Annotated in this window: 42 protein-coding genes; 1 reads left to right on the top strand and 41 read right to left on the bottom strand. The window is 29.7% G+C overall.

Annotation, left to right across the window (positions count from 1 at the left end; all coding sequences use genetic code 11):
- Positions 1-40: 40 nt before the first annotated feature.
- The 30 genes from MOK21_RS11235 to MOK21_RS11090 all read right to left on the bottom strand — a co-directional run bounded on the left by MOK21_RS11235 (position 41) and on the right by MOK21_RS11090 (position 19,403).
- Complete coding sequence (locus tag MOK21_RS11235; protein ID WP_249074033.1) at positions 41-772, bottom strand: hypothetical protein; 732 nt, start codon at positions 770-772, stop codon at positions 41-43.
- A 127-nt stretch (positions 773-899) separates the two neighbouring features.
- Entirely contained in the window at positions 900-1,385 is a 486-nt protein-coding gene (locus tag MOK21_RS11230) for a hypothetical protein (RefSeq protein WP_249074032.1), read from the bottom strand.
- A 2-nt stretch (positions 1,386-1,387) separates the two neighbouring features.
- The gene (locus MOK21_RS11225) at positions 1,388-1,708 is read right to left on the bottom strand and encodes a hypothetical protein (protein ID WP_249074031.1); all 321 of its coding nucleotides are present in this window, start codon (positions 1,706-1,708) and stop codon (positions 1,388-1,390) included.
- A gap of 195 nt (positions 1,709-1,903) precedes the next feature.
- Positions 1,904-2,302, bottom strand: a complete 399-nt coding sequence (locus MOK21_RS11220) for a hypothetical protein (protein WP_249074030.1) — start codon at positions 2,300-2,302, stop codon at positions 1,904-1,906.
- A 471-nt stretch (positions 2,303-2,773) separates the two neighbouring features.
- Complete coding sequence (locus MOK21_RS11215; RefSeq protein WP_249074029.1) at positions 2,774-2,923, bottom strand: hypothetical protein; 150 nt, start codon at positions 2,921-2,923, stop codon at positions 2,774-2,776.
- A 27-nt stretch (positions 2,924-2,950) separates the two neighbouring features.
- Positions 2,951-3,118, bottom strand: coding sequence for a hypothetical protein (locus tag MOK21_RS11210; RefSeq protein WP_249074028.1), 168 nt, complete (start codon positions 3,116-3,118; stop codon positions 2,951-2,953).
- A gap of 39 nt (positions 3,119-3,157) precedes the next feature.
- Positions 3,158-3,373, bottom strand: coding sequence for a hypothetical protein (locus tag MOK21_RS11205; RefSeq protein WP_249074027.1), 216 nt, complete (start codon positions 3,371-3,373; stop codon positions 3,158-3,160).
- Positions 3,374-3,389: 16 nt separating this feature from the next.
- Entirely contained in the window at positions 3,390-3,842 is a 453-nt protein-coding gene (locus MOK21_RS11200; protein WP_249074026.1) for a YopX family protein, read from the bottom strand.
- Positions 3,843-3,934: 92 nt separating this feature from the next.
- On the bottom strand, positions 3,935-4,168 hold the full coding sequence (locus MOK21_RS11195) for a hypothetical protein (RefSeq protein WP_249074025.1): 234 nt from the start codon (positions 4,166-4,168) through the stop codon (positions 3,935-3,937).
- A 63-nt stretch (positions 4,169-4,231) separates the two neighbouring features.
- Positions 4,232-6,151: a hypothetical protein gene (locus MOK21_RS11190; protein WP_249074024.1), complete on the bottom strand. Its 1,920-nt coding sequence runs from the start codon at positions 6,149-6,151 to the stop codon at positions 4,232-4,234.
- A 12-nt stretch (positions 6,152-6,163) separates the two neighbouring features.
- Positions 6,164-7,168 carry a PD-(D/E)XK nuclease family protein gene (locus tag MOK21_RS11185; RefSeq protein ID WP_249074023.1) on the bottom strand — a complete coding sequence of 335 codons (1,005 nt, stop codon included), beginning with the start codon at positions 7,166-7,168 and terminating at the stop codon, positions 6,164-6,166.
- Positions 7,169-7,225: 57 nt separating this feature from the next.
- Positions 7,226-8,245, bottom strand: a complete 1,020-nt coding sequence (locus MOK21_RS11180) for a hypothetical protein (RefSeq protein WP_249074022.1) — start codon at positions 8,243-8,245, stop codon at positions 7,226-7,228.
- A gap of 11 nt (positions 8,246-8,256) precedes the next feature.
- Positions 8,257-9,723 (bottom strand): DnaB-like helicase C-terminal domain-containing protein, encoded by a 1,467-nt coding sequence (locus MOK21_RS23890; protein WP_249074021.1) that lies wholly within the window; start codon positions 9,721-9,723, stop codon positions 8,257-8,259.
- Positions 9,724-9,735: 12 nt separating this feature from the next.
- Positions 9,736-10,296 (bottom strand): hypothetical protein, encoded by a 561-nt coding sequence (locus MOK21_RS11170; protein WP_249074020.1) that lies wholly within the window; start codon positions 10,294-10,296, stop codon positions 9,736-9,738.
- 65 nt (positions 10,297-10,361) lie between these two features.
- Positions 10,362-11,480 carry an AAA family ATPase gene (locus tag MOK21_RS11165; protein WP_249074019.1) on the bottom strand — a complete coding sequence of 373 codons (1,119 nt, stop codon included), beginning with the start codon at positions 11,478-11,480 and terminating at the stop codon, positions 10,362-10,364.
- 92 nt (positions 11,481-11,572) lie between these two features.
- Positions 11,573-12,817 (bottom strand): P-loop NTPase family protein, encoded by a 1,245-nt coding sequence (locus MOK21_RS11160; RefSeq protein WP_249074018.1) that lies wholly within the window; start codon positions 12,815-12,817, stop codon positions 11,573-11,575.
- 240 nt (positions 12,818-13,057) lie between these two features.
- On the bottom strand, positions 13,058-13,702 hold the full coding sequence (locus MOK21_RS11155; RefSeq protein ID WP_249074017.1) for a RuvC family protein: 645 nt from the start codon (positions 13,700-13,702) through the stop codon (positions 13,058-13,060).
- On the bottom strand, positions 13,699-14,067 hold the full coding sequence (locus MOK21_RS11150) for a hypothetical protein (RefSeq protein WP_249074016.1): 369 nt from the start codon (positions 14,065-14,067) through the stop codon (positions 13,699-13,701). The genes MOK21_RS11155 and MOK21_RS11150 overlap by 4 nt, the downstream gene beginning before the upstream one ends.
- 27 nt (positions 14,068-14,094) lie before the next feature.
- Entirely contained in the window at positions 14,095-14,262 is a 168-nt protein-coding gene (locus tag MOK21_RS11145; RefSeq protein ID WP_249074015.1) for a hypothetical protein, read from the bottom strand.
- Between the two features lie 82 nt (positions 14,263-14,344).
- Entirely contained in the window at positions 14,345-14,911 is a 567-nt protein-coding gene (locus MOK21_RS11140) for a hypothetical protein (protein WP_249074014.1), read from the bottom strand.
- 37 nt (positions 14,912-14,948) lie between these two features.
- A complete protein-coding gene (locus tag MOK21_RS11135) occupies positions 14,949-15,128 on the bottom strand; it encodes a hypothetical protein (protein ID WP_249074013.1) in 180 nt (59 codons plus the stop codon).
- Between the two features lie 4 nt (positions 15,129-15,132).
- Positions 15,133-15,399 (bottom strand): hypothetical protein, encoded by a 267-nt coding sequence (locus MOK21_RS11130; RefSeq protein WP_249074012.1) that lies wholly within the window; start codon positions 15,397-15,399, stop codon positions 15,133-15,135.
- A 28-nt stretch (positions 15,400-15,427) separates the two neighbouring features.
- Complete coding sequence (locus MOK21_RS11125; protein WP_249074011.1) at positions 15,428-15,694, bottom strand: hypothetical protein; 267 nt, start codon at positions 15,692-15,694, stop codon at positions 15,428-15,430.
- Positions 15,681-16,553, bottom strand: coding sequence for a hypothetical protein (locus tag MOK21_RS11120; RefSeq protein ID WP_249074010.1), 873 nt, complete (start codon positions 16,551-16,553; stop codon positions 15,681-15,683). Before MOK21_RS11120 ends, MOK21_RS11125 begins: the two co-directional genes overlap by 14 nt.
- A 100-nt stretch (positions 16,554-16,653) precedes the next feature.
- Positions 16,654-17,982 carry a Gabija anti-defense Gad2 family protein gene (locus MOK21_RS11115; protein ID WP_249074009.1) on the bottom strand — a complete coding sequence of 443 codons (1,329 nt, stop codon included), beginning with the start codon at positions 17,980-17,982 and terminating at the stop codon, positions 16,654-16,656.
- Positions 17,983-18,041: 59 nt separating this feature from the next.
- Positions 18,042-18,332, bottom strand: coding sequence for a hypothetical protein (locus tag MOK21_RS11110; RefSeq protein ID WP_249074008.1), 291 nt, complete (start codon positions 18,330-18,332; stop codon positions 18,042-18,044).
- 49 nt (positions 18,333-18,381) lie between these two features.
- Complete coding sequence (locus MOK21_RS11105; RefSeq protein ID WP_249074007.1) at positions 18,382-18,633, bottom strand: hypothetical protein; 252 nt, start codon at positions 18,631-18,633, stop codon at positions 18,382-18,384.
- Positions 18,634-18,667: 34 nt separating this feature from the next.
- Complete coding sequence (locus MOK21_RS11100; RefSeq protein WP_249074006.1) at positions 18,668-18,868, bottom strand: hypothetical protein; 201 nt, start codon at positions 18,866-18,868, stop codon at positions 18,668-18,670.
- Positions 18,869-18,880: 12 nt separating this feature from the next.
- Positions 18,881-19,111 (bottom strand): hypothetical protein, encoded by a 231-nt coding sequence (locus MOK21_RS11095; protein ID WP_249074005.1) that lies wholly within the window; start codon positions 19,109-19,111, stop codon positions 18,881-18,883.
- Between the two features lie 40 nt (positions 19,112-19,151).
- Entirely contained in the window at positions 19,152-19,403 is a 252-nt protein-coding gene (locus MOK21_RS11090; protein WP_249074004.1) for a hypothetical protein, read from the bottom strand.
- Positions 19,404-19,493: 90 nt separating this feature from the next.
- On the opposite strand from MOK21_RS11090, the gene MOK21_RS11085 reads away from it, so the two are divergent.
- The gene (locus MOK21_RS11085; protein ID WP_249074003.1) at positions 19,494-19,655 is read left to right on the top strand and encodes a hypothetical protein; all 162 of its coding nucleotides are present in this window, start codon (positions 19,494-19,496) and stop codon (positions 19,653-19,655) included.
- Between the two features lie 21 nt (positions 19,656-19,676).
- On the opposite strand, the gene MOK21_RS11080 is transcribed toward MOK21_RS11085, so the two are convergent.
- From MOK21_RS11080 to MOK21_RS11035, 11 genes are all read right to left on the bottom strand, one after another.
- Positions 19,677-20,303, bottom strand: coding sequence for an RNA polymerase sigma factor (locus MOK21_RS11080; RefSeq protein ID WP_249074002.1), 627 nt, complete (start codon positions 20,301-20,303; stop codon positions 19,677-19,679).
- Positions 20,304-20,314: 11 nt separating this feature from the next.
- Positions 20,315-20,572, bottom strand: coding sequence for a hypothetical protein (locus tag MOK21_RS11075; RefSeq protein ID WP_249074001.1), 258 nt, complete (start codon positions 20,570-20,572; stop codon positions 20,315-20,317).
- 44 nt (positions 20,573-20,616) lie between these two features.
- Complete coding sequence (locus tag MOK21_RS11070) at positions 20,617-21,078, bottom strand: macro domain-containing protein (RefSeq protein ID WP_249074000.1); 462 nt, start codon at positions 21,076-21,078, stop codon at positions 20,617-20,619.
- Positions 21,075-21,266, bottom strand: a complete 192-nt coding sequence (locus MOK21_RS11065; RefSeq protein ID WP_249073999.1) for a hypothetical protein — start codon at positions 21,264-21,266, stop codon at positions 21,075-21,077. The genes MOK21_RS11070 and MOK21_RS11065 overlap by 4 nt, the downstream gene beginning before the upstream one ends.
- Positions 21,267-21,549: 283 nt before the next feature.
- Positions 21,550-21,708, bottom strand: a complete 159-nt coding sequence (locus tag MOK21_RS11060; RefSeq protein WP_249073998.1) for a hypothetical protein — start codon at positions 21,706-21,708, stop codon at positions 21,550-21,552.
- 35 nt (positions 21,709-21,743) lie between these two features.
- A complete protein-coding gene (locus MOK21_RS11055) occupies positions 21,744-21,884 on the bottom strand; it encodes a hypothetical protein (RefSeq protein ID WP_249073997.1) in 141 nt (46 codons plus the stop codon).
- A gap of 47 nt (positions 21,885-21,931) precedes the next feature.
- Positions 21,932-22,057, bottom strand: coding sequence for a hypothetical protein (locus MOK21_RS23760; RefSeq protein ID WP_283164676.1), 126 nt, complete (start codon positions 22,055-22,057; stop codon positions 21,932-21,934).
- A 57-nt stretch (positions 22,058-22,114) separates the two neighbouring features.
- Positions 22,115-22,720, bottom strand: a complete 606-nt coding sequence (locus tag MOK21_RS11050) for a 3'-5' exonuclease (RefSeq protein WP_249073996.1) — start codon at positions 22,718-22,720, stop codon at positions 22,115-22,117.
- A gap of 33 nt (positions 22,721-22,753) precedes the next feature.
- On the bottom strand, positions 22,754-23,164 hold the full coding sequence (locus tag MOK21_RS11045) for a hypothetical protein (protein ID WP_249073995.1): 411 nt from the start codon (positions 23,162-23,164) through the stop codon (positions 22,754-22,756).
- A gap of 28 nt (positions 23,165-23,192) precedes the next feature.
- A complete protein-coding gene (locus tag MOK21_RS11040) occupies positions 23,193-23,459 on the bottom strand; it encodes a hypothetical protein (protein WP_249073994.1) in 267 nt (88 codons plus the stop codon).
- 417 nt (positions 23,460-23,876) lie between these two features.
- Positions 23,877-24,116 (bottom strand): hypothetical protein, encoded by a 240-nt coding sequence (locus tag MOK21_RS11035; protein WP_249073993.1) that lies wholly within the window; start codon positions 24,114-24,116, stop codon positions 23,877-23,879.
- Positions 24,117-24,145: the final 29 nt, after the last annotated feature.

Below are 24,145 nucleotides of genomic sequence, written 5' to 3'. Positions count from 1 at the left end.
TCACTTGCCTCATTTTTCTTTTATAAAATCAAAATATTATTTAAATTAAACCACCTTTATTCTTCTTTATCTTCTCAACAAATTCTGCTGCAAATTGACTAGCTGAAGTATTACAACCATTTACCGTAATAGCAATATGACACTTATTTTGATCATCAATTTCGTTTAATCGTTTATCAATATTCTTTTTCGCTTCTTCGAATTGTTTATCAAGAAGTTTTATACATTTCTCATGTCTTTCATTGTCCTGATTAACTGCTTCTTCAGCGCATTGTTGAACATATTTTTTATATGCATCGATTAATTTATTTGCAATATCTTCTATTTGAATTTTATTATTCACAAAATCATAATTAACCTCTACATTACTTGGTACATCCCATTTATAATTTTCAATTTTCCCTTCTGCTAAATTATTACTGTCCGTTTGTTTGAAAACGATAAATTTAGATTCTCCTTTTACAATTACCTCGTTCAACCGTTCATAGTTGTTTACTGATACTTCTAGTCCCAATCCGATGAAATCATCAATATTAATAGTTAAAGGATTATTTAAATCCTTCTTCAATTCCTTTAATAGGTTAATTTTATTTTTTAAATTACTAATTGTACTAAGATTAGACGCAATATGATAAATTTCATATAAAATCTTTGCTTCATTTTCTTTAATACGAATTTCAATCTCTTTATTGACACCTTCTTTAAACTCATTTATTTCCTTCTCGTACTTCTTTGTTAAATAAGCGTTATAAGCGTTTTGTAAAATTGTCATAATCAATTTTCTCCATTCCATTTATGTATTTTTGTTATTTAAATAATATTGTCATTTTATCTAAATTCTATATTAGGAATATGATAATAAAGTAATATTTCCATCATATTCCTAATATATTTAATACTTATTTTTCTTTTAACTCTAACTCAAAGCTATTGCCATCATTATCTGTACGAATATTAAATACATGAGTGTACTCACTGTTATCAATATTGCCAACTTCAAAATCTAAGCCTGACATTAATACTGAGTTATTAATAATAACTTTAAAGTCATGGGAAACCACTCCGTCACCATTATACAAGTCTCCTTCAGCAATCAACTTAAACTTCTTCTCATTTTCATCATTGTATAATGGCTTAAATTTAATTTTAGTTGATTTGGAAGATAGCTCTTTTTCGAAGTCAGTTGCGCTTTCATTCACCTCCACTTCGCCTAATGCTTTAATCAAGTCGACATTAAAATCTACAATTTCAATTGCAAAGTAAGAATTTCCATATGCATTATGTACTAGTTTACCTTTAACTGCTTTGTCTAATTTAGTGATGAATTTTCCTTTAATGTCAAATACTTTTAAATCTAATACTTGTACCAAAAATGATGATGTCATAACTAATTATCCTCCTTCTGATTTACGGTATCTAAATTTGTACCAAAACGAATATCGCCAGATTCATTAATCTCAAATACTTTTCGACCAGATCCACCATATCCAATCAGCCCATTCTTTGTTAACTTAGTCTCAAGTCCTGATCCTAATGTCTCCATAATGCGTAATTTAGTCTTTTCTAATTCAATTTGAAATTTAAGTGCTTCACGATAATCTGAATTATTATATGGTGTAACTTTTTGAATATCGACAGTCTTTTCAATCAAACCATTCAATCCTACTAGTAATTCTTGATATAAATTTCCAACATAAATTTCTTCCATAAATATTCTCCTCTAGCGTAAGTCACCACCTATTTTATTTCTGTACTGTCATAAGACAAATGAATCTTAATCCAGTAGTACGATTCTTTTGCTTCTTTATAGTCCATTATCATTAAATTATGTATTCCTGTTTTGAATAGAAACCACAGATGATTCCAATCATGTTTTTCAAAGTTGAGCAACCGTTTAATCATATTAGCTAATCACAACCCATAGCATGTAACCAAAGTAAGCTAAAGTTAAAAATCGTGATAAATAAGAACGAATACTTGTCTTCTCTTTTAACTCTCGCTTTTTACCAGTAATGCGTGAAAATAAAATTAATAGCATAGATATTAGGAATCCAATTACATAAATCACAATCATGAAATATGTAGGATATAGAAATGGATCATACTTTAGTGCATATAGAAGGTAAATTAAATAACCGAGTAGATAAGTTAATCCAAATGTGAAGTAGAGGAAACACCCTCCCATCATTTCATTATCCTTTATTTCTCCTTTTTTATTTCTTACACTCATGTTTCTAAACATATCTGTACTAAATGTTGCTAAAGCCCACCAAATAATTATTGCAATTGTGAAAAATAACATTCATTCATCTCCTACTTCCTTCTAATTGTATTCTTATACTTAGGTTTACGATTTTCTGTAAGTTTTTCAAACTTAACTTTCCATGTACTGATCACACGTTTAAGCTGCTTAATTTGCCTATTCTTATTAACGAGTTGCTTCTGTTCGGTTACTGTTTTCCCATCTTGCATAAGACTCAACTCCGTTTATGTATTTTTAAACTTTAAAGCAACTTTACCGATTATTAGTTCTTTGTCTTTCCATCTAAAACCTATTCTCTCCTTTGTACTATGTTCATACCAATAAGTTTCACATATGGCAATCATAAATAGCGTTTTATAATTTATCACTGGAGCAAATGTATGAATAAGCTCACCGTCAGCATCTTTTGAGACATATGTAATGAATCCAACCCCTTTAACTAAACGCTTTTTTCTAGTTAATACTTCCAGAGTTATCACCTTTCTTTAATACTAATCTTTTATATAAAATTTATTTGTCTTCTTCATTCATCATGTCATAAGCTTCACTGAATCCGCCCCAATTATCTACTCCACATGCCTCTAAACAAGATAAGAATTCAGCTCGTTCTAATAAGTAATCATATTCTTCTTTTGTAATTGTAATCGTCTCTTTTGTCATAAATTGATCTCTCCATTCTTTTATTTATTATTCAGGTATAACACACTTTATTAATTCTTTTTTCAATTCATAAATAAACATATCTCTGTTTAGTTCATCTGCCATTTCTTGTGCAAGCTCAACAGAATCATCATATTTATTAAATGAACCATAAGGATTGTCGTTTTCATCGTAAATCTTGTAAGTAGTTGTCAATTATTAAATCCTCCTAATTTAATAATAGTGTGATTTTATTTAGTCATTTTTAGTTTCATAGTGATTTGTCAAAATTACTCCTTTTTCGTTCATTTCTTCATATTCTCCAATTTCAATATCTAAGTCATAATCCATATAATCTTGCTTCAACTTACCTTCTGCTTCTTCGTATGTAGATGCTAATACAATTGAATTTGAATAAATAGTTCCGTTCATAAATGAAATTCTATATACTTTTAGGTCATTCATAGTCATTCCCCCTTTAAGTTGTTTATTTCAGCAATTCTTGGTTTTCATAAACATTACCGACTACTTCTAAATTATTTGTAAAATCTAAAGGTGCATAAATCTCTTCTTTTCGACCTTCTAAATGTTTTTTAGTTTCATATGTAAACCAAGCACCTTTAAAATCGACTACGCCTAATTGTGAAAATCCGTCTCTTTGGTCATAATCTATAATTCCACCACCACTATCTCTGTTTGGGATATGTTCAACTTCTTCCCAAGTACGTACAATATCCCCTCCAAAGATTTTCTTACCATTCTTGTCCTTTACTCCTGTATACTGACATTTTTTATAACGTCTATCAGCGCCTATGGAAACTAAGAAAATAACATTCATTCTTTTATCCATACCTAGTACCTCTCCATTAGGTAAGAGAACAAAATCTTTTATCCATTCTTTATCATACAAATCGAAAACTTTAAAATTAATCTCTCTCATGCTGCCACCTCTCTCTTTTTCACAATTCTCATATTCATTTTATTTTACTAAATATGGTATAAACTCTTTATTTATTGTATTTCTGTGTTTATTTAAGAATTAAAATATAATAAATCATAATTTTCATGTGATACATCAATCCAGTATGTTTCTACTTCATCTTTGTAAATATTAAAATCAGTCAAAGCTTGAAGATAACCCTCTATTCTTTCGTTAATTTTATTATGATAATAGTCGCCACTCATAATTACTTTTTTACTTTCTAAATCAAATAGCGCCCTTTCCTCTTCAAAATCTTCATTTACATAAATAACTAACTTTAACATGCGATCACTCCTATTTTATATTCATTAGATAAAATTTAATTTTTATTTAAACTTTTATGTATTTTATTTTTTAATATCCACCTTGTCTGCTTTTTTCTTTCGATTACTGATTCCTAAATATTGATTAACTCTTTTTTGTGCAAGATCGATATAAAATTTTCTATCTAACTTATCTGGTGTTAATTTATCTGTAACATCGTCATTGTCAATAAAGCATTTGTCAGGAGTGTTCGCGAATTTCTCAGGATTCTTACCTTCTTTACGTTTAAATAATCCACCGTCATTATCATCAGTTGAAGCAAATACTCGGAAAGTTTTATCCTTTAGAATTTCACCATTCTCATCCCATGTTGTTTTTTTATTCATTTTACCAGTCAATTCGTTTAATACTTTCTTCTCAGAAAATGTACAGTCTTTCATTGCGTATTGATAAGCACTTGTTAGCTTTACAATCTTTTGAAACTTATGTAATGACGTACAATTATTTATTGTTTCCTCTACAGCTTGATTTTTTAAGAAGTAATTTTTAATAGCTTCATTTACGATAGGTAAGTCATAATCAATTTCATTTAATTCTTTAACATAAGACCCTTTAGATTTGTATCTTGGTTTTCCAGAAGGATAATACAAATCACCCTCTGGTACAACAATATAATTATTTACGTCCTTTTGAATTATTTTCTTGTACTCCTCTAACTCTAAACCTAATCGAGTACGACTTTCCCACTCTTCTTTAGCTTCCATGATTTTTTTAAAGTTATAATCATGATTATCTTCATCAACATAGAAGAATACACCGTCAGTATTTAAGTTGAATAATGTACAATAAGGTTCTATTTTCTCCATGAAATCAGTAAGTAATAACTGACCATGTACACACACTGAATACATCATTCTCTTATCGCATAAGTTATTATACTGATCACCAAACGTACCGTAAGTAGTATTAAGTATGAGTTTAAGTGATTCTTGTAAAGAATTACCCTCTTTTTTCAATCGAACACGTTCACTTCTAACATATCTGAATTTTTCATCTGACTCACATGCTCTACTCATTAAACCATACTCTAAAATCAATGACGGATAAAGGCTGGTCACATCTAGAGAATAAATTTTACCTTCGTGTATTAAATTTGGTATCGCACCATGTAAACCACCTAAAGCGTATTTAGTAGGTACTCCTGAAATTTCTAATTCTACTTCGATTTTAGGTTTACCTTTTTCAAATTTAGTAGGTACAAATGTCCCGTTTTCTACACTTCTAAAAAAGTCTAAAACCTCAGTGTACTTTTCCAATTTTAAAGTATCTGGATAAATAAATTCAAAGTCATCATTTAAACCTTCTAGTTTCTTAGCTTCTAAAATATCAGCAGTTAATTGAGCACCAGTTCTTGATATTTTATTAAAAGGTAAATCGAACATTTCTATTAAATTGAGATACGCTGTAAATGTATTTTTAGTTTTTTCAAAGAGTTTAATGTTTTCTTTATTGTCATGTAAACAATATCGCATTAATTCCTTCTCTTCTTCTTTAGTTAAAGGTCTATCTATGTCCCAAGCAATATCCGCCTCTTTAATTTCACTTCCCATAAAAGCTTCTAATTGTTTTAAACCTTTGTTTAATTGAATTGTATCAAAGTTGTTAATTGGATAAGTCCAAGCATTAGGTACTACTTGATACCCTTTTTTACCATGAGTAATTAATTGTTCAGTAATATAACCTGCATCCATACCTAACATTAAACCTTTAAAAATGTACTGATCGTATCCTCTTGAGTTATATCCTATAAACACATCCTCTTTAGTTGATTTATAAAATTCTCTTAACTCTTCAACGTCATTTTTAATCAGTTTAATTTTACGAGTCTCGTAATCAACAAATATAACAAACCAATATTTCATACCTGTTTCTGGAACAACTAATTTAGATAAAACTTCAAAGTCGTAAAAAATTAATCTACGACCTTTTAATAATTCACTCAAGTATATCACTCCTTAGAAACTTTTCTTGAATGGATTTTCTTTGTTGTATTGAGTAATGAACTTGCACGTTTTTCTGTGGCTGCATAAAGTATTGCAATAGAAAGTTCCTTCTTTATCGAAATCTAAAGGTTTCCATTCATTTTCATTATGTATATCCTTACTTTCAATTTCTTCTATAGTGTTTACTACGTAATCCTCTACTTCTTTTATTACTTCTGCCGTTGCTTCATATTCAACAAAGCAATCTTGTAGCCAATATTTATCACTAATTATTTTAGGTAAATCTTTAAATGAATTATTTGATTCAGCAAGCATCAAAATCATACCTACTTCAATTTCATCCATTCCAGAATTCAACATTTCTTTTTCAAATGTATTTTTCATTTCTTTAATTAATTTACCACGATTGACCATTTTCTTTTTGATGTTGCCATTCTTCAACTTCCAACAAACATTTATGTATTTAAGCATCGCCCATTTGATTTCATTAATTTGGATATCTGAAGTACTTTCAAGACCAAGTTTATAAATTACTAATTGTCTTCCTGCATGTTCTAATTTCGAACCTGTAAACTTTGATGATGTCTTCCAGTCAATAATATTAATTTTTTCATCTAGCTGCTGAATAGCATCAATATACCCAAGTAAATAATATTCTCCTATTTGACTAACAAACATTTTCTCTAATGTAAAGCTTCCATCCAACTTATTAAAATTCTTTGTAAAGTGATCCATATCTTTTACAAATGAATTCTTAATTACTTCACTAGGGAAATCTAAATCCATTATTTCTAATTCCAACAATTTATTATGTAATTTTTGATTGAAATCAGATGTGTCTGTGATGTTCTCACGATATACATTTTCAATATAATCGTGCATTTCACTTCCAACTTCACCGTAGCAATTACTAATTCCTCTGTTCTTTTTTATGTATGTATTATAGTATTCAAAGTTACATGTATTCATTGTATTAATGCGTGAAATTGAATAAATTGTTTTTCCTTCGTCTCTCAACTTTTTAACTAACTCTTCTTCTACTTCATTATTAATTCGTTTTATATAAATTACCTCCTATACCTTCTTACTACATTCCACTATTAACTTTCTCATATCCTCTAAAGGTAAATCTGAAGGACTCATTTTTGAACCTTTAGGTAAGTATTTATTTTCTGCATCATATATGTATCCAACTTCATTTTCAAAGAAAGTATCTATTTTCAATTGTTTAGCAATTTCACGAGAAATATCTTCGTCTAATCCTTCATCCATGCAAACCAATATCCTCTTAGGAAATAAAGATTTTATGTTATTTGCTTGGAATTGACTCAATGAACTGCCTCCAAGTCCCAATCCTAAATCTATACCTTTTGACGACAATGTCATTGGGAATTTTTCAGACTCACCTATCATCGCAAAACTAGCATGTTGAATAGCATTATAGTTTTCACTGAACCCAAATAATGTCTTACTTTTTGTGAAAGGTATAATGGGAAACCACTTATTTTCATACTCCTCTATTTTATCTTTATTGAGCCTACCCATAATACCTACTAACTCACCAGATAAGTTTCTCCACGGAACAATAATCCTTCCTGTGCAAACATCATATCCAACTTTATATCTTTCTTGTATGTCGCAACATATCCCGTCATTAAGAAATCTTTCAGAAGGTAAAATTAAGTACTCATTTAATATAGACTCATCATATGTTTGAATATCTCCATTATCATCATCAACTACACTTAATATCTCATTGAAGAATCCACCAAAAGGTAATGATACTTCGACATTTACATCCTCATAATTAATGATCTTTGATATTCGATTCAATGCTTTCGAAAGCGATATATTTAATTTTTCTTGTACAAGAGTAATGATGTCCCCTTTGATTCCTCTTGAAAAACAGTTTGCTGAAAGAGTTAATTTGCTAACTCTAACTGAGGTAGGATTACCTCCTTCTTCCCAAGCACATCTGAATTCATTACCTTGATTAAATTCATCGCTTATATCAGTGAAGCCAACATCTTCTAATATTAGGTTTATTAGCTCATCATTTTCCTTAATTTCTTCTTTTAAATTATGTATGTTCAAATATTCACACCCTATCTATTCTGGTGCATTGGCGTACAATAACCTATTTCTTTCCAAGAGTTCCAAGCTCCATCGAACCTTGATATTACGCAGATATCGTCATCGTCGTTACGTGTTTTATCTAAGAACATAATCCGATATCTCTTTTCTGGATCTAATGTGAGGTATTCTTTACTTCCTGTAATTTTACCATTTGAATCTCTAATATATCTCCAAGGTTTAACGTCATATTTCTGACCACTATATTCATCGTCCCATAATTTACGCATGAGGATGACTTCCGACACTACTTCTTTTACTGCCTTGGCACTAGACAATGTAGCAGATGTTAAATAGCGTGTATTTTCCATATAAATAGCTAACTGCATTGTAATTGTGATATTTACATTTTCTTTTTCCGCAACTTGTAATAATTGTTTGGATGCTTCAATTAATTCTCCTGTAACATTACTTGATGAAGCATCTTCTGATTTAAAAGTATCGAAAATGTTATAGTTAAATCCTCTTTTAGCCATTTTTCTAATTACTCGTTTAACATCGTCAATGCTATAATCGAATATTTTAACAAATTTAATTCTGCCTTTATAATTCTCAGTTATGTATTTTTGAGCCTCTTTGATCATCGCTAATTGCTCATCTGTATATGATCCTGTTTTTTGTTTCTTTCTCGTCAATCCGAAGTAATTTAGCTTTTGAGATAGTACTGTTGCTAAGAATAAATGCCTCCATGCATCAATATTCATCTCATTTGCTATAATTGTAATACTTTCACCTGCATCCAATATAGCCATTACATATGAATTTACTACATAACTTGACTTCCCAGTTCCACTAAAGCCTGCGAATATTTGAACATTTGAACGATGTAATCCCATTGTATGATAATTCATTAATGGAGATGTCGAATGATAACTTAGCCCTCTCTCTTCTCCTGAGTTACATCTATCAACAAAATCATCAGGTATATCTAGGTCAACTATTTCCACTCCTGACCCCCTACCTAAGAAGACATTATCCAACTGATATTCATAATAATCGTATAGCTGAGAAGTTGTCATTTGTTTAAATTTTTCAAGCTTACTCAATACATTGAATCCTTTATCATATAAATTAATCAACATATTACTTTTTGTTAAAGTATCATAGTAAGATTCAACGTTGTCTAAACTAAGGATTTTACACATCTTATCTACGGTTTTAAATCCACCTTTTAAACTAAACTCTTCTGCAAGTAATTGATTATCCTTTAAATGAGCAAATACAGAAGCATTGTCTAATGATTTATATTCTAAGTCTTTCATTTGCTTTCCTATTGAGTAATAAAATTTTGAATCATTTAAAAGTAGTTCTGTGCTTGGATTGAAATCTGAATAGTCATCAAATAACTCTGGATTTTTCCATAAGCAAAACACAAATGAAGCTTCGATAATGTTTCTAGAATGTACTAATTGTTCAGGATATTTCTTTAATTCTTCCACTAACATTCCTCCCTACAAATCGTCATCTAAGAATTGGGAAATATCTTTATTATTTTTATTACTAATTACTGATACTGTGGTAATTTCATCAAATAAATCAGTATCAACTTTACTTGATTCTACTTCAATCTTCTTAATATGTTGTTGATTTCGTTTAAAATCTAGATAGATATCATTCACACTACCTTCAACTATTGTCATTACATAACATGTAGCATGAAATTCACTGGAGAAGTCTTTATTCTTGATTGCCCAAGAAAGAACCTCGTAGTTATTAACGAAAGCCTCTTTTACAACTTGTACTGGATAGAAATTAAGTAACTTTGATACTCTACCATTCAATGTCTTAGGAAACACCATTCCTTTTTCATAATTATAAATTTCATCCATGATCCATTGTATAAGATTGTTTCTTTCTTCTGTCTCTGCTTGTTTTTTAGTTTCATTCATTTCAAATAATTCGTATTCAACCTGATTGCAGAAATATTTATTCTTTCCTTTAATTACTTCCTTATAGAAAGTTTCATTTGTGCCATCTTTTTTACAGTATGTACATTTAACTTTTCTAGCCATTTATATGCACCTCTTTGGTATAAAAATAGGAGGAGAAATATATCCCCTCCTTATGTAATTATGTATTAACTAAATTGAGCTAACGTTGCTTCATAAACTGAAGTTGGAGTATTTTCCACTTCTTTAAGAGATACTTTATTTTCAGTCATATATGTAATTACTTTTTGTTTTACTTCATCTGTTGCTTCATTAGATTCTTCTAAAATTTTACGTGCTAATTCTTTATTACGCTCTACATCAATCTTATCTTTTGCTTTCTCTACTGCTTTTGAAACCTTTTCTTCATACTCTTTTTCTTGCTCTACTTTAACCTCTTCAAACGATTTACCTTTGTTGGATGCATCATTTTCTAGTTCCTTACGAATAGCTTCATTAAGCGCTTCGATGAATGCATCAGCATCTAATGGAATTTGTTCTACTACATCTGCAAATCGTGATTTCGAATCAATATTAAAGTTATTATCACGGAAAGTAACAATACGAGATTCGTCAACAACTTTCCCTACTACTTTATCTGCTCCAACTTTTTGTTTTACTTTTTGCTTCTCTATTGTTCGATCAATAGAAGCAACTCCTAAGAAATGAAGTTTAGTCTTAATTGCATTAAAGTATTTTGCCATCATATTAGAAGTAAGTGTTTCATACTCATCACCAGTAACCAAGTCATTTGCTGATTTACGTTTTGTATGTCCAATGAAATATGGGGTTACTCCAACATCTTTCAATTCCCATAACTTATCGATCACTAATTCCACTGCTTTATCCTCACCTGCTTGGAATCCTCCAAAAGCAGCTTTAATTGATTTAACACGTTTTTCAGCAGATGATTCACGATTGTGCATACGCACAACTTCAGGTTCAATAATGCGGAATAACTCATCAATAGTATCAATTACTACTACACGTAAATCTTTATAATCAGTCTCTTTGTTTTCTACAACGTCTTCTACAAATTCAACCAAAGTAGTGTAATCTGGAATATCCTCATACATTGCTCCTGAAATGGCATCTACACCATCTTCACGACCAATATTTAAAATTAAATAACCGTCTTCTCCTGCTAGTTTCTCGCAAACTTTTTTCATTAAAGTGGTCTTACCTACGCCAGATTCACCAATTAATCCAACGTTATATTTAAGTGGGTCAATTTTTACTACATTTTTCTTTCCGAATTTTCGTGCCATAAATAATATTCCTCCAATAATTTTATGTATTTTTATATTTATATAGAGAGTGAGAACTTAATCTCACTCATTTTTAATTACTATTTTTTTACTTAGAATGGCAAATCATCAGGAGAAATGTTGAATGGATCATCTTCTTTTTTCTCTTCTTTAGTACTTTGAACATCTGATACAGTTGACTGACGTTCTATTGTTGTATAAACTAACTCCTCTACTTCAAAATCTGTTTCAATTGCTCCTGCTGAGAAGTTAGCACCTTCACCCATGTCTTTAATCTTAGGGAACATTAAGCGAATTTCATTTAAATTATCTCCAAATGTTTGACCTTTTGGTTTAAAGTCATCCATTGTAGCCATACCAATTTCAATTAAAGTCTTTTGATCTTCAGTTAAATCTGTTTCAGAGAAGTCCTTAACCTCAGCACCACTAATTACTTTAGCTGAGTAAGGTAACTGGAATACTTTTTTACCTTTTACAGTAAAGAACTTTTCCACAATATTGATATGTGCGTTATGTTTTGTATTCTCTAAATCATATGTAGATGCATTAAGTACAGTTTGCAATGGGAAGAATACGTCTTTACGATGACCAGAATCGTATCCTAAAATATATGTATTAAATGTCATGACTTTTTCTGATTTGAATAAAGACTTATCAATTACATCTTTATCAAAGTATAAATCTAAATCTAACGCTAATTTATTTGCTTCTTCTTCATCAGCTAACTCAAAGTGACTAGGTACGTAGTTAGTGTAGAACTTACCATTCCAGTGTGAAACTTTTACTTCTCCCTTTACTTTGAACTTTTTACCGCTTAATTTATCTTTATATTTTTCAAAGAAATTAACGACATCTAATTCATGTAAAAACTCATAACGATGTGGAACTGTTTCTTCTACTTCTTTATATAGTTGCTCCAATTTAACCTTATCTTCATCTGTTGCATTTTCGTTGTTTTCAATTTTCCAGATCTCTTTTCGTAACTCTCCATACTTTTCTTTAACTTCTTTATCAGTAGTTAAATCAATTACTGTTTTACTAAAGTCAGCTACTGTATTAATAATTGATTTATTATTACGATCATCCCAAGTAAGCTCTAACTTACCACCTTTTTCACCGAACAACTTTTTAGTGAATGAGAAAACTTTATCTGGTTGCCCTTTTGATTTGTAGTAACCACCTTCAAGTGATAAGAATACGCCATTCGCTTTCGATTCATTTAATACAGCCTTTAATTCTTTCTTTGTCCATCCAGAATCAAACTCAGTAGTTTTTACAGGTTCTTTCATTAGATTTAATGCACCAACAAATTCAAATGTGTTTTGTAATTTTACCATATCAATAAATCTCTCCATTTCAAATTATGTATTTTATTCATTAACTATCGAACCAAATCACAATGTACCTAACTAAACTTTAAATAATATTAGGATTTTACTTTGAGAATATGTAATGAGCTTTGGCGAAACTCACTACTTAATAACATGCGATTGTTATATATTTTATCTTCATATGTATTAATTTTAATTATTTACATCATTCAAGGTTCGATAGTTTAAAATTATGTATAACATTAATTATTTTGCTTGTTGTTTTTCTTCTTTAAAGTTGCTGCCTTCTTCTAATCCTTCTCGCTTGAAGTAATATTTACTTCTCGGATTCATCCAAGGCGGAGGCTTAACTTCTTTCCACTCATCTTTATTCAAAATACTACTTTTAACAACTTTAACAACCTGCTTTTCATGATCCTTTAACTTTTCATATTCATTACCCTTATCAATAGCCTTAGCAATCTCTGATAATATGAATGCATCTGTAACATTATCACTAGGATGTTTGAATCCCCACCGTTTTTCTATAGGCTCAACCATAAGTTTTTTGGATGCATTACCGTTACCAGTTGCAAACTTCTTTAAACTTTTTGGACTAACATCGTAATATTTAAACCCTGCATTATGCAGATGTTCTCTAATTATCCAACCGACTCCGTATTGATAATCAATACTTTGTCCAACTGAATTATAACTGAAATTTTCAATGCAAATGATGTCTGTTTCTATGTTTAATTTCCTTACTATTTCTTCAGCAATATAAATCATTCTTTCTGGATCTTTTCTGTATGTATAGAATAAATCAGTTTCAACTATAATCTTACCTTTTTCATCTTGTATAAAGAATCCTGTCATTGATGATGGGTCAATTCCAACATATCGCACGGTCAATCAGCATCACCGTCTACATTTTCTTTTAACTTAGGATTATGTTGAAGAAGATTTACTTTGTCTAATACATGTTGCACAATTTCATCTCGTAACTTTTCAATTCGTAAATGAGCATCTTCAATTTTCCCAGTCATTGTAGCAGATAAAGGTATTTCATAATTCACTAAGCCGTTTAGTAATGATTTTAAATTACCGAAGTATCCAACATCTTTGTAGTCGTACTCATTAATTAATGGAGCATTTCGACCTTTGCCTTCACGTCTTTGATAACGTTTCTGTAAGATGATGTTACGTTGATCGCTTGTAATTCTGTAGTCTTCAGTTAATTGCACTACATTCTTTTCTTCCACTGGAGTTTCAGCCAATATCAAATCACCTAACTTTCATGTATTTTATTGATTAATAATATCATTTCTTATAAAATGTAATTCCAGTAGCAGTTTCTTGATTGTCTTATTACACCAAACAGCATCATCACGAGTGAATTCTTGTTGTTCATTCATATAGTCTAGCATGTTTAAAATCTCCTGTTCATCTGTATAATTCAATCTACTGACCATGATCATCACTCCCTTTCTTAGCTTATATGTTTATTATAACATCTCAATTTCATATTTCAAGTATTTTTATGTATTTTATTAATTAATTTTTAAGTTCTGATTTTACTACTTTTAATTCCTCTTGTAATTGTACAATCTGCGCCTCTATTTTACTTACCTTTTCTAACTTTTTCTTCTGTAGTAAGTCTTTTTCATGCTCTGTAAACCACTTTTCTTCTAATACCCACAGATCACACTCATATCCTTGGAATTCATGCTTTATCATCTTTACCTCTTTAACAATAGACACCTCTGGTAGATGTGCATCACAAAGTACTCCGCAGCATCCTTTATCAGAATTATAACCTTCATCTTCTGGCTTACATGTACAATAATGACCTTTCATAGTACCAATGTCTAACTCAATATTATAAGAAATCTTATTTTTCATTTCATATACTTCAAACCATCCGTTAGAAGAAAAGTCGTGATCCTCAGGTTCGTTGTAGTCTAATGTATAATTGCCTTCTTCATATATAGTTAAAAATTCTTTCAATTCTGGATAATTTTCAAGTTGATACAGTGTTTCGTAGTAAGGAATTAATGTTGCTTTTGTATCTTCGTCTTGCTTAAGAATGTAACCCTTTAGATCATCATAAAATTTATGCATTTATCTTCCTCCGATTTTTATAAAATGTGATTATTATTTAATAGTAAAATTCTTTTAACTTTTCATCGATTTTATCCAATACATCACCTGCTTGCTTCCAGAGTTCAGCTAACTCACCGTCCTGTATTTTTTCATAAGATAAATAATGTTGTACAGTGTAACCAAGTCCTTCACTCATTATTTTGTCTGCAATTTGTTCATTTGTATATTTAGACATTCAATCATTCTCCTTCTTTTAATTTAGGCTTATAAACATCTGGTCGTGTCTCTTTAAACCATTTAATAAATTCCTTTTTATATCTAATGAATTGAACAAAATATGTAACGCCTTTAATTCGTTTGTACAGTACTGTATTAAACAAATACCATATTGGATATAAAAGAAGACTAATTAAAACTAGACAACCTACGATAATAATCAATACTGCTGATATGTATGAACTAACTGATAAAATATTTACTACAAAATCATTCAATCTATACCACACTCCTCTTTAAATAATACTGAAATATTATTTAAACTTTAACCCATTTCACTACTTTAACTTCTTTTAGCTCGACCTCATCACATTCCACTTCATCTTCATATTCCCAAGGACGCTCATCTTGCATCTCAGTAGCCCCTTCACTGTAATAAGCTTCATAAAACTTACCGTCATGCTTAAAGATAATTCGATGGTGAACACTCCAACGTGAAGTATCTGTAATTTCATCAAGTACAGCACTGCTTGGCAAGTCCAATTCGTTTTTAAGATAATCCTTATGCAATTTAATTGTTGCCATCAATAATCACTCCAGTCCCTTTACAACATTCGCATTCAATTAGTGGTTCATTAATCTTTGTAATAAGATCATTTAAATATGTATCAATATTAACCAGTAAATCTTCGTAGCTAGCACCTTCAAATGGTGTAACAATTGTATAGCTTTGGTATGGTTTAGGTGCAACCTCAAAAACTGTAACTTCTCTACTACGTTGATAACGAGTTTCATATTTAGGTTTTCTACGTTTGTATCCAGAATTAATATCTACTTGATATTGTCGTGGTTCATACAATTCAATTTTCTTCTTTACTGTGAAACAGAAATAATAGTCGCTTGTAATAGCTGCATATTTAGAATTAATATTGTTCTTCACAAAGTCACGAATAATCTTATATGATTGTTCATTTGAAAGCTTACATGGCTTTAATGGTAATAACTTTGGATGAGTCTGAATTTTATCTAAAAAGTTGTATTTAGGTGTATATTGGAGTTGTTTCATTTCAAATTCTCCATCCACTTCCTCGATTACATTCACTTCAAACTCTACATCTTCAAAACCCTCTTCTACTTCATCGTACTTGAATGTATATAAACCACGCACTTCATCATAATTATCATCAAAATCAGAACAATTAACTACTTTTGGTGTAAGCTCGCTCTCTGGATAACCTTCTTTTAACTCATATCGTTGATTGATTTTTGTTTTAGGTTTCACTTTCTCTATTTTCGTAGGAATTGAATCGATTTTAAACCAATTATTATCGTATGTATTTTCTAGATTTTTACCATCAAACAATAAATTCGATAGCTTTGTATAGAAGTATCCTTCATTATTAACATTGTCAGAAATGTAATTATTACTATTACTTGTGATCATAACTAACTTTAATTTACTACCTTGACTATTCAAATATCAACACTCCTTTTCATGTATTTATTATTTTAATTTTATAAAAGCAGAATATTATTTAATGAAATCACCATAAATCCCCAATATCATTACTACTTATATCTGTTGACGGTTCAGATTTAACTTCTTCCTTAATTCCTAACCACTCTTTCCATTCTGCTTCAGGTACTTCTCGAATCACCTTACATTTAGTTGCAGTAAGTTCATGTAGACCATCTTCAATTACATCAGATCCTTCAATCTCAACTTCAATTAATACTCTGTCAATATTACTGAAGTAAGTTGAGTGCTTTAATTCGTTTTTATGATTGAAGAATAACTTACCATGAGCACCATATGAATTATTTGGATATTCTTTTTCAGCCATTACTTCTTCACCAACTGCATATTTAAATGTGGAACGGAAGAAACTTTGTAATGATTCTCCTGATTTTTGAACAAACTTATAGAATTTCTTATCTTTATAAAACTCTTGCACATCAAGTTCTGTTGCTTCTTTTTCTGATGGATATTCTCCAATTACTTCATCATTAATAACTCTGTACTCATTGCCATCCTTTAATTTAACAACGAATCTTTCACCCTTGTCTAATTCATCTAAAATTTCATCAATATCATAATCGATAGGACGATATTCTTTGAAGTAGGATTCTGATTTAGAAAAGTTTGCAATACGGTCAATTGCTACTTGTAAATCAAACTCTTCATCTTTTACATCATCAAATAGTCGATCATAAGATTCGCCATACATACCACCTAGCTGTTCTTTTAACTCATCATAAGATGTAATATTTAATGTCATACAAGTCATCAGAACACGGAAATATTCTGCTTTTGAAATTTTGTATCCCTTATCTTCATACTTCTGTGTACGAATAGCTGAAATTAAGGGATAACTAGTATTCGAATTAAACCGTAAAATACGTTGTGAATTATGTTTTAGGAACTCTGGATGTAAAATGAATTCTTCAATTTCAAAATCATATGCGCCCATGCAAACTGTAAAATCATATGTATCAAAAATATCTTCAACTTTCTCATATGTACGATAATGAATGATCTGTACTAAAATTTGTTCATCTAAGTATTTCTTAATAAATTGTGTAGCTTTATTTGTGTGTGAGACTACATGATTCCCTGATAAAGTTTGTTCAGCAAATAAATAAAGTGCATTATAATCACGGAAATATACATCTACATCATTAATTTCTTTATTAGTAAATAAGCTTGAAATCATACCTCCTGCAATAATAGCTTTAGATTTCTTTAGCGAACTGTATAGGTCTTCTCCTAAGTATGCTTTCAGTTTGTTCTTTTCAAATTTAAAATCGAATTGATTTGCTAAGATATCTTTTTTAATTTCACTGTATTGTTCTTCAGTTAATGTAAATTGCACTAAACACCATTCCTTTTTTTATGTATTTTTATTGCAAACAATTAAATAATACGTGTATTTTATAGACTTTCTAATTCTTTTTGAAACCTCACCAACTGATTTTCTAAAGTTTTCAAGATAACATTTATTAACTCAGCATTACCTTGATAACGATATAACTTTGCATTTATTCCTGATCCATCTGAATGCTCACTAATGGATAAAGAATAGTTGCAATCATCATAATGTCTATCTTTTTCTTTAAAATCTCTTTGTTTTGAAATTAATTTTTTAATTTCAACAATTCCATCTTCAGTAGTTTTTATTATCTTAACTAACTCATTTCCTCTTTTAAGTTGTTCTAAGTTCATACACTATTCCTCCATATATGTATTTTGTTATGTAAAATCGTACTATTATTTAATTAGTAAATCTCCAGTTTGGCACTAAGTAATGATAACCTCTGCTATATGAACCATCTAAATAGGAGGCTTCAAAATCATTACTCCCATTTTTTAATCTGGTAGCTTTGGCTTCCTTGTGTGCATCCAAGTCATAAATAATTGTACCAATAGATAACTTGGATTTAATTTTGTCTAATTTCTCTTCACGTTCTTCTAATTCTTTTACTCGTGCTTTTAATTTTGGTAAATTGTAATAAAAATCATCCATTACGATCTCTCCTTTTATAAAAGTGAATTTTTATCTAACTTAATTGCGTTTTAACTGCTACTATATCTGGAATACTTAAAGTAATTTGTTCACCTTTCTTCATACCTGTAAAGCTATATCCATTAAAAGTACCGTCGTGATTTTTAGTGAAATTCCAATCTTCACATTCTACATCGATACTATGTCCACCTTTTAAATATACACTAACAATATATTTGTTCTTTGAATCATTCATCTAAATCTCTCCTTAATATTTATCGTTTTCAATAGCATTTAACATATAATCAATATCAACATACGTACAATTACCGATCTTCTTCATTTGAAGTAAATCTTTATGTATTTTGTCTAATTTGTTTAATAACATTGGTACTTTGAATGCCATACTTGTATGGGTATCGATGTCTATATAATCACTCTTAGCAAATTCTGTCTCATATTCATTCCATTGCTTTTTAATTATTTCTAATTTATTCATTATCAGTTTCCTTTCAATAATACTTATTTTTTATTAAACATTATGCCATTGCTTTTCTATATTCAGGATTTACTTCTTCAATTATTTCTTTGCATTTACGTAAGAATATTATCGTTGGCTCTTCATTTTCAATTCCTTTAAACCATGTTTCATGTAGCTGCTGATATTTAATTGCTAATTTCATCATGTAGTCCATCTCTTCAATAGAAACATGTATGTAGTTTGAAATACCTTCTTTATCTTTAAATACTAATTCTTGAACTTCGGTTGGATTGTAATGTAACTCTTTCATATCCATCTCCTCCACAATCATATTATTTGAAACGCCCCTTAACAAAGTGCTAACATATCACCTATATAAGTCGTAAAGGATTGATCGTATATGTCTGAAAATAAAAATTCCAAAGTTATTAATATAGATGAACACCTTGCTTTGAAAAACCTTGTAAACAGCATTTCTGATAATGAGCTTGAAACTGCTAAAAAGTATATTGAAGCACTACAGCAAGTAAGCAAGAAAACTAATGCTAAACCTAAAGGATGATATCATCCTTTTTTTATTTGCTTAAGAAACAATCTCGTAATTCATATATTTAGTTATGTATTCTTGCATATATTTTCTGAATCTTTTCATCGTATAGTGTACTGTCTTTGGACTAACATCAATTAATGGTGCTACTTTATAAATAGATGTTTCTTTAAGTGTCAAAGGTATAAGATATGGATAGTATTTATCCATAATAAATCCCTTTGCGTACTCCACTGCATTATGTAAGTATGTATAATCCTCTTTGTACAACACATCTTTTCCAGACATATCGATAATATCAATTAACTTGCTACCTTCTCCGTCATTTACATTTTCATCTAAATAACAGAATGACCGATTTAGGTCGTTTCTCATCTTTCTACTAGCGCTATTGAGACTAGTATTAACTTCATTCACCATAACGATATAACAATAAGAAGAGAATTTACACTTATTATCTTTACTGTAAGCTTTCGCAGCTCTGACGAACCCTAAAACACAAGCACTTTTTACATCTTCTTTACTGATGACAATAACATTACTAAACTTATTAATTACCTTATGTATAAGTCCTTGATTCCTCTTATAGAGTTCTTCAAATGCCAATTCATTACCATCTATTTGATATAACTCTACTAATTCCTCATTTGTTAATTTTTTCATTCATTGTTCCTCTAATATGTACTTTTCTCTTTATTATTTAATAATCTGCCATTCTTCGGCAATGTAACGCTCATAACTCCTTCAACATTCATTAACTCGTTTCTACTTTTCATTGTATCAATAAATAATACATTAATTACTGGAGATTTATATGTAATTGAACCTAACTTAGATAATTCTTTAATAGTTTCTTTATTTTCGTATGTAATAATGTATTGTTGAGATGTCTTTCTATTGGATCGCATTTCGTCAAATAAATGTATAACCATTTCTGCACCTCTATTCTTATGTATTTTTAAATAAAAACATCCTTTTATTTAAACTCGTACAGCGTTACCTCATAATCATCAAAAACTGAATCAATTATTTTATAAACAATGTTCCAATTACCTCCTGCTAACCCACAACCAATCTTGTATGGCAAAGCAACTGATAGATTGTTTTCCTTTGCGTACTCGTATACCTTTTTCAGACCTACTTTAAGTTTTTTATAGTCAGTTTTACGTTCATTTCTACCTACATCCAGTTGACTAAATACGTTTGCAATAATCTTTCCGTCAGAGTTATGAGCCATATAAACATGACCCATTAACTCTTCTTTATTTTCTTTATAAACATCACAAATCTTTTTATACTCTAAGAATGTCTCGGAATACTTAGCCTTGACTTGTTTAGCTACTCCTGCACCCATAACTCCTAAACAATTCACTTGATGTCCAATTATATCTTTGTCACTTTGTAAAATGTCACTTTGTACAATTTTAATCAAGATCACCACTCCCCTTTTACTATTTTATCGTTTATCGATTCACCTTCATTTTCGACACTGTACCATTCATTAGAAATTTGAAGGCTTAACTCTCCCATTTCTTGATAACCTTTTGCCATCTGCTTAATGAACGCTTCTCTTAATTTATTATCTATTATGGAATCATTACTTATCTGTTTTATTTCTTCAAACATTATCAACATCTCCGTTTCATCATTATGTATTTTATTAACTAAACACCGACATTTGCTACATAACAACTATTAATTTAAAATGAGAATGTTATAACTTTCATTTATTTGTTTTATTTGTTAAATATATCTTAAACTATTACATTACCAATTTCAACTATTTTTTATGTATTTTATTAATTAATTTTATCTAAGTTACTAGTATCAAGAATAATAGTGGCTATGATGCCTATGACACCGTTCTTCATTTTATAAAATTCCACTATTATTCAATGTCATCGTATTTTCAATAATTAGGCTTGAATTTCCCTAAAATAATAACATCATTTTCACTATCAACGTCTACCTCGTCAGCAATTTCATAATTAAGACCATCACTACTCACCCATACATCTAAATCACCGTCTAATTTTTGTAACTTCTCAATAAGTTTATGAACTTTCATTTTTATTCTCCTTCTTAATTACTGATTAATATTGTTCAAATGTTTACCTTTTGTAAATAGCATTGGTAGCCAAGTTCTAACGTCCAAACTGTAGCTTCACTTAGTAGCTTGTCCTTTTGAATCTCTTCTAATGATTGTCCATTATCTTTGCTATTTATATATTCTTCTATTGTCATCGTCTAAGTCTCCTTTTTGAATTTTTACTGGATAATTCACAAATTATTTAATAGATAAACTTCTCTACAAACCATTGATAAAAAGCATTTAAATTGTTATATGCTTCTGTATCTTCATTGTCCAATGATTCTTCCATTCTTCTGTTTAATTCGTCAATAACTTCTGTAATCATAACCACTTCTCCTTTCATAAAAACCATTCAAATTTTTAAATAATAGAGTGGTTTTAATTAAAAACATTCTTCAGAGTTCAATTCTTTTGTATCCATCAGTATTTTATAACACTTAACTACTAAACGAATTTGGAATGCAATATCATCAAAGGCATCATGTTTACGTTCATTTTCATCTGTCACAGACTCTTTAATTTCATCTTCTGTTAAGCCTGATTTAATACTAGCTAATTCTAAAATTGTACGCACATCACGATCATTACGATAGAAAATAGGATACTTCAATCCACTACAGCTATTTAAATTAGTCTGTAATTTAGCATTATCAAATAGGATGCCGTTACCCCATAAGTAAACGTCTTTCATATCACCTGTAGTCGATTGTGCTTCTAACCATTTCTGCAAAGCTTCAAATAAGTCGTATTCCGCATATGTACCCTTAATCAGTAATTCAGTAAGCAATTCTTTATCTGTATTTAGCCACCATTTCAATGTTGAACCGTCCACATTTAAGCTACCGTACTTTTCTATATCTCCAATTAAATTAATTGAATCGTGATTGTCCCCTGTAGTTAAATCAAAACTCATTGCTGAAATTTGAAATACAGTCGCATTTTCTCCAGTACCAAGTGTTTCAATATCAACCATAATGTCTTTACGCATATTCAATTCTCCCTTTCTTTATATGTATTTATATTATTTAAATTTAATAGCAGTGTTATAATCAAACCAATTAATAGAATCTAATCTACTTAATTTATGAGCTTTGTTTCTTCTACCATGTTTAAAACTTATGACCTTCCTGTATTTTCTTATTATCTTTTCTTTTATCAATAGGTTAAATTGTGTATATACTTTAGAAGTCTTTTTGCTTAATTGATGTGGAATTCCTTTACAATCAGTAAATATTGTAATTTCATCTTGCTCTATCCCTAATTCATTTACCTTTTTAACTAATAAACATAGAGCTAATTTTTCCAAAGTGTAATTACAATCGATGTTCACTCTTGCTGTGAATCGATACTTTATAATATCGCCTTCAAAGACAATGTAAGCTATATATCCAATATCACCCCTTACAGATGCATCCGACCAAGCTTCATACATTTTATCACCTCTTTATGAATGTATTATTTTATGCTTTCTTTTTAACAATATTTCCACGCTTAACTTTTCTTGCTGCCTTCATATCCTTACTTCTACTTCCATATGGAGTGCGATCTGGATTACCTAAATAACCAAATCGTTTGCGTTTAAAGTCTAGCTTTTCTGCAACACCTATTATTTTGTCAAAGTTAAGGTTGTCCTTAACATACTGTAAAGCAGCTTCTTTACTCTCTGTCTTTACATTCATGTTGTATTCGTCACCATTTAAAACTAACGAAACTATGTATTGATTCATTATGTATATTCTCCAGTTATGTATTATATTTTTAATAATTTTGATTTAATATGTTTTTGTTATATATTTATTCTTAATGCATTGTAAATAAATGAATAACATAAGCTAATCCTAATAAGAAGATACTTAATGAATTCCAATTCTCGTGCTTCATGATAACTCCTCCTTCCAATACTATATATGGTGTTTATTTTATATTTTATTACTATATAGAGTATTTCACTTTTAATAAAATCTATATATTATGTATTTTAATATTTAATTTCTTTTACTGTGCCTACATTCAACATGTACTTAGTGTAACAAATTGAATCGCAGTATAAATTATGTTCATCTATTAGATACTCGTCCTCTCTTGTTAAGTCATTTAAACATTCTTTGTTTGCACACTGACCAATGATATTCGACTCATGAAAATCATTCAGTTTCTTCACCTTCTCCAACACTGTTATTTTCTTGAAGAGGATTATACTCTTTTTGCAACTCAAAATATTTGAATCCTGCACCTACTTTAATGTCAACCATCTGTTTAACAAACCAATCACATCTAGCAATCCAAGACTTCATGCTGTCGTCATCATTTAGCATTGAACCTTTATTGTATTCATCAATAATAGCTCCAAAAGTGTTCTTTAAATTTATGATATCTTTATTCATTTTTCACTCTCACCTTTATGTATGTATTT

Source organism: Lysinibacillus sp. BPa_S21, assembly GCF_023337795.1.
GTDB lineage: Bacteria > Bacillota > Bacilli > Bacillales_A > Planococcaceae > Lysinibacillus.
The sequence above is the reverse complement of the archived record's forward strand: the minus strand, read 5'-3'. Positions and strand labels throughout refer to the sequence as shown.

Bases quoted from the DNA above. Each gene is read 5' to 3' on its own strand.
- MOK21_RS11215 (WP_249074029.1), bottom strand. From the start codon at position 2,923: ATGACAAAAGAGACGATTACAATTACAAAAGAAGAATATGATTACTTA.
- MOK21_RS11165 (WP_249074019.1), bottom strand. From the start codon at position 11,480: ATGGCACGAAAATTCGGAAAGAAAAATGTAGTAAAAATTGACCCACTT.
- MOK21_RS11200 (WP_249074026.1), bottom strand. From the start codon at position 3,842: ATGAGAGAGATTAATTTTAAAGTTTTCGATTTGTATGATAAAGAATGG.
- MOK21_RS11125 (WP_249074011.1), bottom strand. From the start codon at position 15,694: ATGGCAACAATTAAATTGCATAAGGATTATCTTAAAAACGAATTGGAC.
- MOK21_RS11050 (WP_249073996.1), bottom strand. From the start codon at position 22,720: ATGCGTAAAGACATTATGGTTGATATTGAAACACTTGGTACTGGAGAA.
- MOK21_RS11145 (WP_249074015.1), bottom strand. From the start codon at position 14,262: ATGGTCAGTAGATTGAATTATACAGATGAACAGGAGATTTTAAACATG.
- MOK21_RS11105 (WP_249074007.1), bottom strand. From the start codon at position 18,633: ATGGATGATTTTTATTACAATTTACCAAAATTAAAAGCACGAGTAAAA.
- MOK21_RS11090 (WP_249074004.1), bottom strand. From the start codon at position 19,403: ATGAAAGAGTTACATTACAATCCAACCGAAGTTCAAGAATTAGTATTT.
- MOK21_RS11220 (WP_249074030.1), bottom strand. From the start codon at position 2,302: ATGTTATTTTTCACAATTGCAATAATTATTTGGTGGGCTTTAGCAACA.
- MOK21_RS11230 (WP_249074032.1), bottom strand. From the start codon at position 1,385: ATGACATCATCATTTTTGGTACAAGTATTAGATTTAAAAGTATTTGAC.
- MOK21_RS11085 (WP_249074003.1), top strand. From the start codon at position 19,494: ATGTCTGAAAATAAAAATTCCAAAGTTATTAATATAGATGAACACCTT.
- MOK21_RS11095 (WP_249074005.1), bottom strand. From the start codon at position 19,111: ATGAATAAATTAGAAATAATTAAAAAGCAATGGAATGAATATGAGACA.
- MOK21_RS11195 (WP_249074025.1), bottom strand. From the start codon at position 4,168: ATGTTAAAGTTAGTTATTTATGTAAATGAAGATTTTGAAGAGGAAAGG.
- MOK21_RS11160 (WP_249074018.1), bottom strand. From the start codon at position 12,817: ATGGTAAAATTACAAAACACATTTGAATTTGTTGGTGCATTAAATCTA.
- MOK21_RS11225 (WP_249074031.1), bottom strand. From the start codon at position 1,708: ATGGAAGAAATTTATGTTGGAAATTTATATCAAGAATTACTAGTAGGA.
- MOK21_RS11035 (WP_249073993.1), bottom strand. From the start codon at position 24,116: ATGAATAAAGATATCATAAATTTAAAGAACACTTTTGGAGCTATTATT.
- MOK21_RS23760 (WP_283164676.1), bottom strand. From the start codon at position 22,057: ATGATTACAGAAGTTATTGACGAATTAAACAGAAGAATGGAAGAATCA.
- MOK21_RS11100 (WP_249074006.1), bottom strand. From the start codon at position 18,868: ATGAATGATTCAAAGAACAAATATATTGTTAGTGTATATTTAAAAGGT.
- MOK21_RS11075 (WP_249074001.1), bottom strand. From the start codon at position 20,572: ATGGTTATACATTTATTTGACGAAATGCGATCCAATAGAAAGACATCT.
- MOK21_RS11060 (WP_249073998.1), bottom strand. From the start codon at position 21,708: ATGAAAGTTCATAAACTTATTGAGAAGTTACAAAAATTAGACGGTGAT.
- MOK21_RS11080 (WP_249074002.1), bottom strand. From the start codon at position 20,303: ATGAAAAAATTAACAAATGAGGAATTAGTAGAGTTATATCAAATAGAT.
- MOK21_RS11120 (WP_249074010.1), bottom strand. From the start codon at position 16,553: ATGATCACAAGTAATAGTAATAATTACATTTCTGACAATGTTAATAAT.
- MOK21_RS11135 (WP_249074013.1), bottom strand. From the start codon at position 15,128: ATGTCTAAATATACAAATGAACAAATTGCAGACAAAATAATGAGTGAA.
- MOK21_RS11040 (WP_249073994.1), bottom strand. From the start codon at position 23,459: ATGAATCAATACATAGTTTCGTTAGTTTTAAATGGTGACGAATACAAC.
- MOK21_RS11140 (WP_249074014.1), bottom strand. From the start codon at position 14,911: ATGCATAAATTTTATGATGATCTAAAGGGTTACATTCTTAAGCAAGAC.
- MOK21_RS11170 (WP_249074020.1), bottom strand. From the start codon at position 10,296: ATGGCTAGAAAAGTTAAATGTACATACTGTAAAAAAGATGGCACAAAT.
- MOK21_RS11045 (WP_249073995.1), bottom strand. From the start codon at position 23,164: ATGTATGAAGCTTGGTCGGATGCATCTGTAAGGGGTGATATTGGATAT.
- MOK21_RS11235 (WP_249074033.1), bottom strand. From the start codon at position 772: ATGACAATTTTACAAAACGCTTATAACGCTTATTTAACAAAGAAGTAC.
- MOK21_RS11055 (WP_249073997.1), bottom strand. From the start codon at position 21,884: ATGACAATAGAAGAATATATAAATAGCAAAGATAATGGACAATCATTA.
- MOK21_RS11110 (WP_249074008.1), bottom strand. From the start codon at position 18,332: ATGAACTTAGAACAACTTAAAAGAGGAAATGAGTTAGTTAAGATAATA.
- MOK21_RS11065 (WP_249073999.1), bottom strand. From the start codon at position 21,266: ATGTTTGAAGAAATAAAACAGATAAGTAATGATTCCATAATAGATAAT.
- MOK21_RS11205 (WP_249074027.1), bottom strand. From the start codon at position 3,373: ATGACTATGAATGACCTAAAAGTATATAGAATTTCATTTATGAACGGA.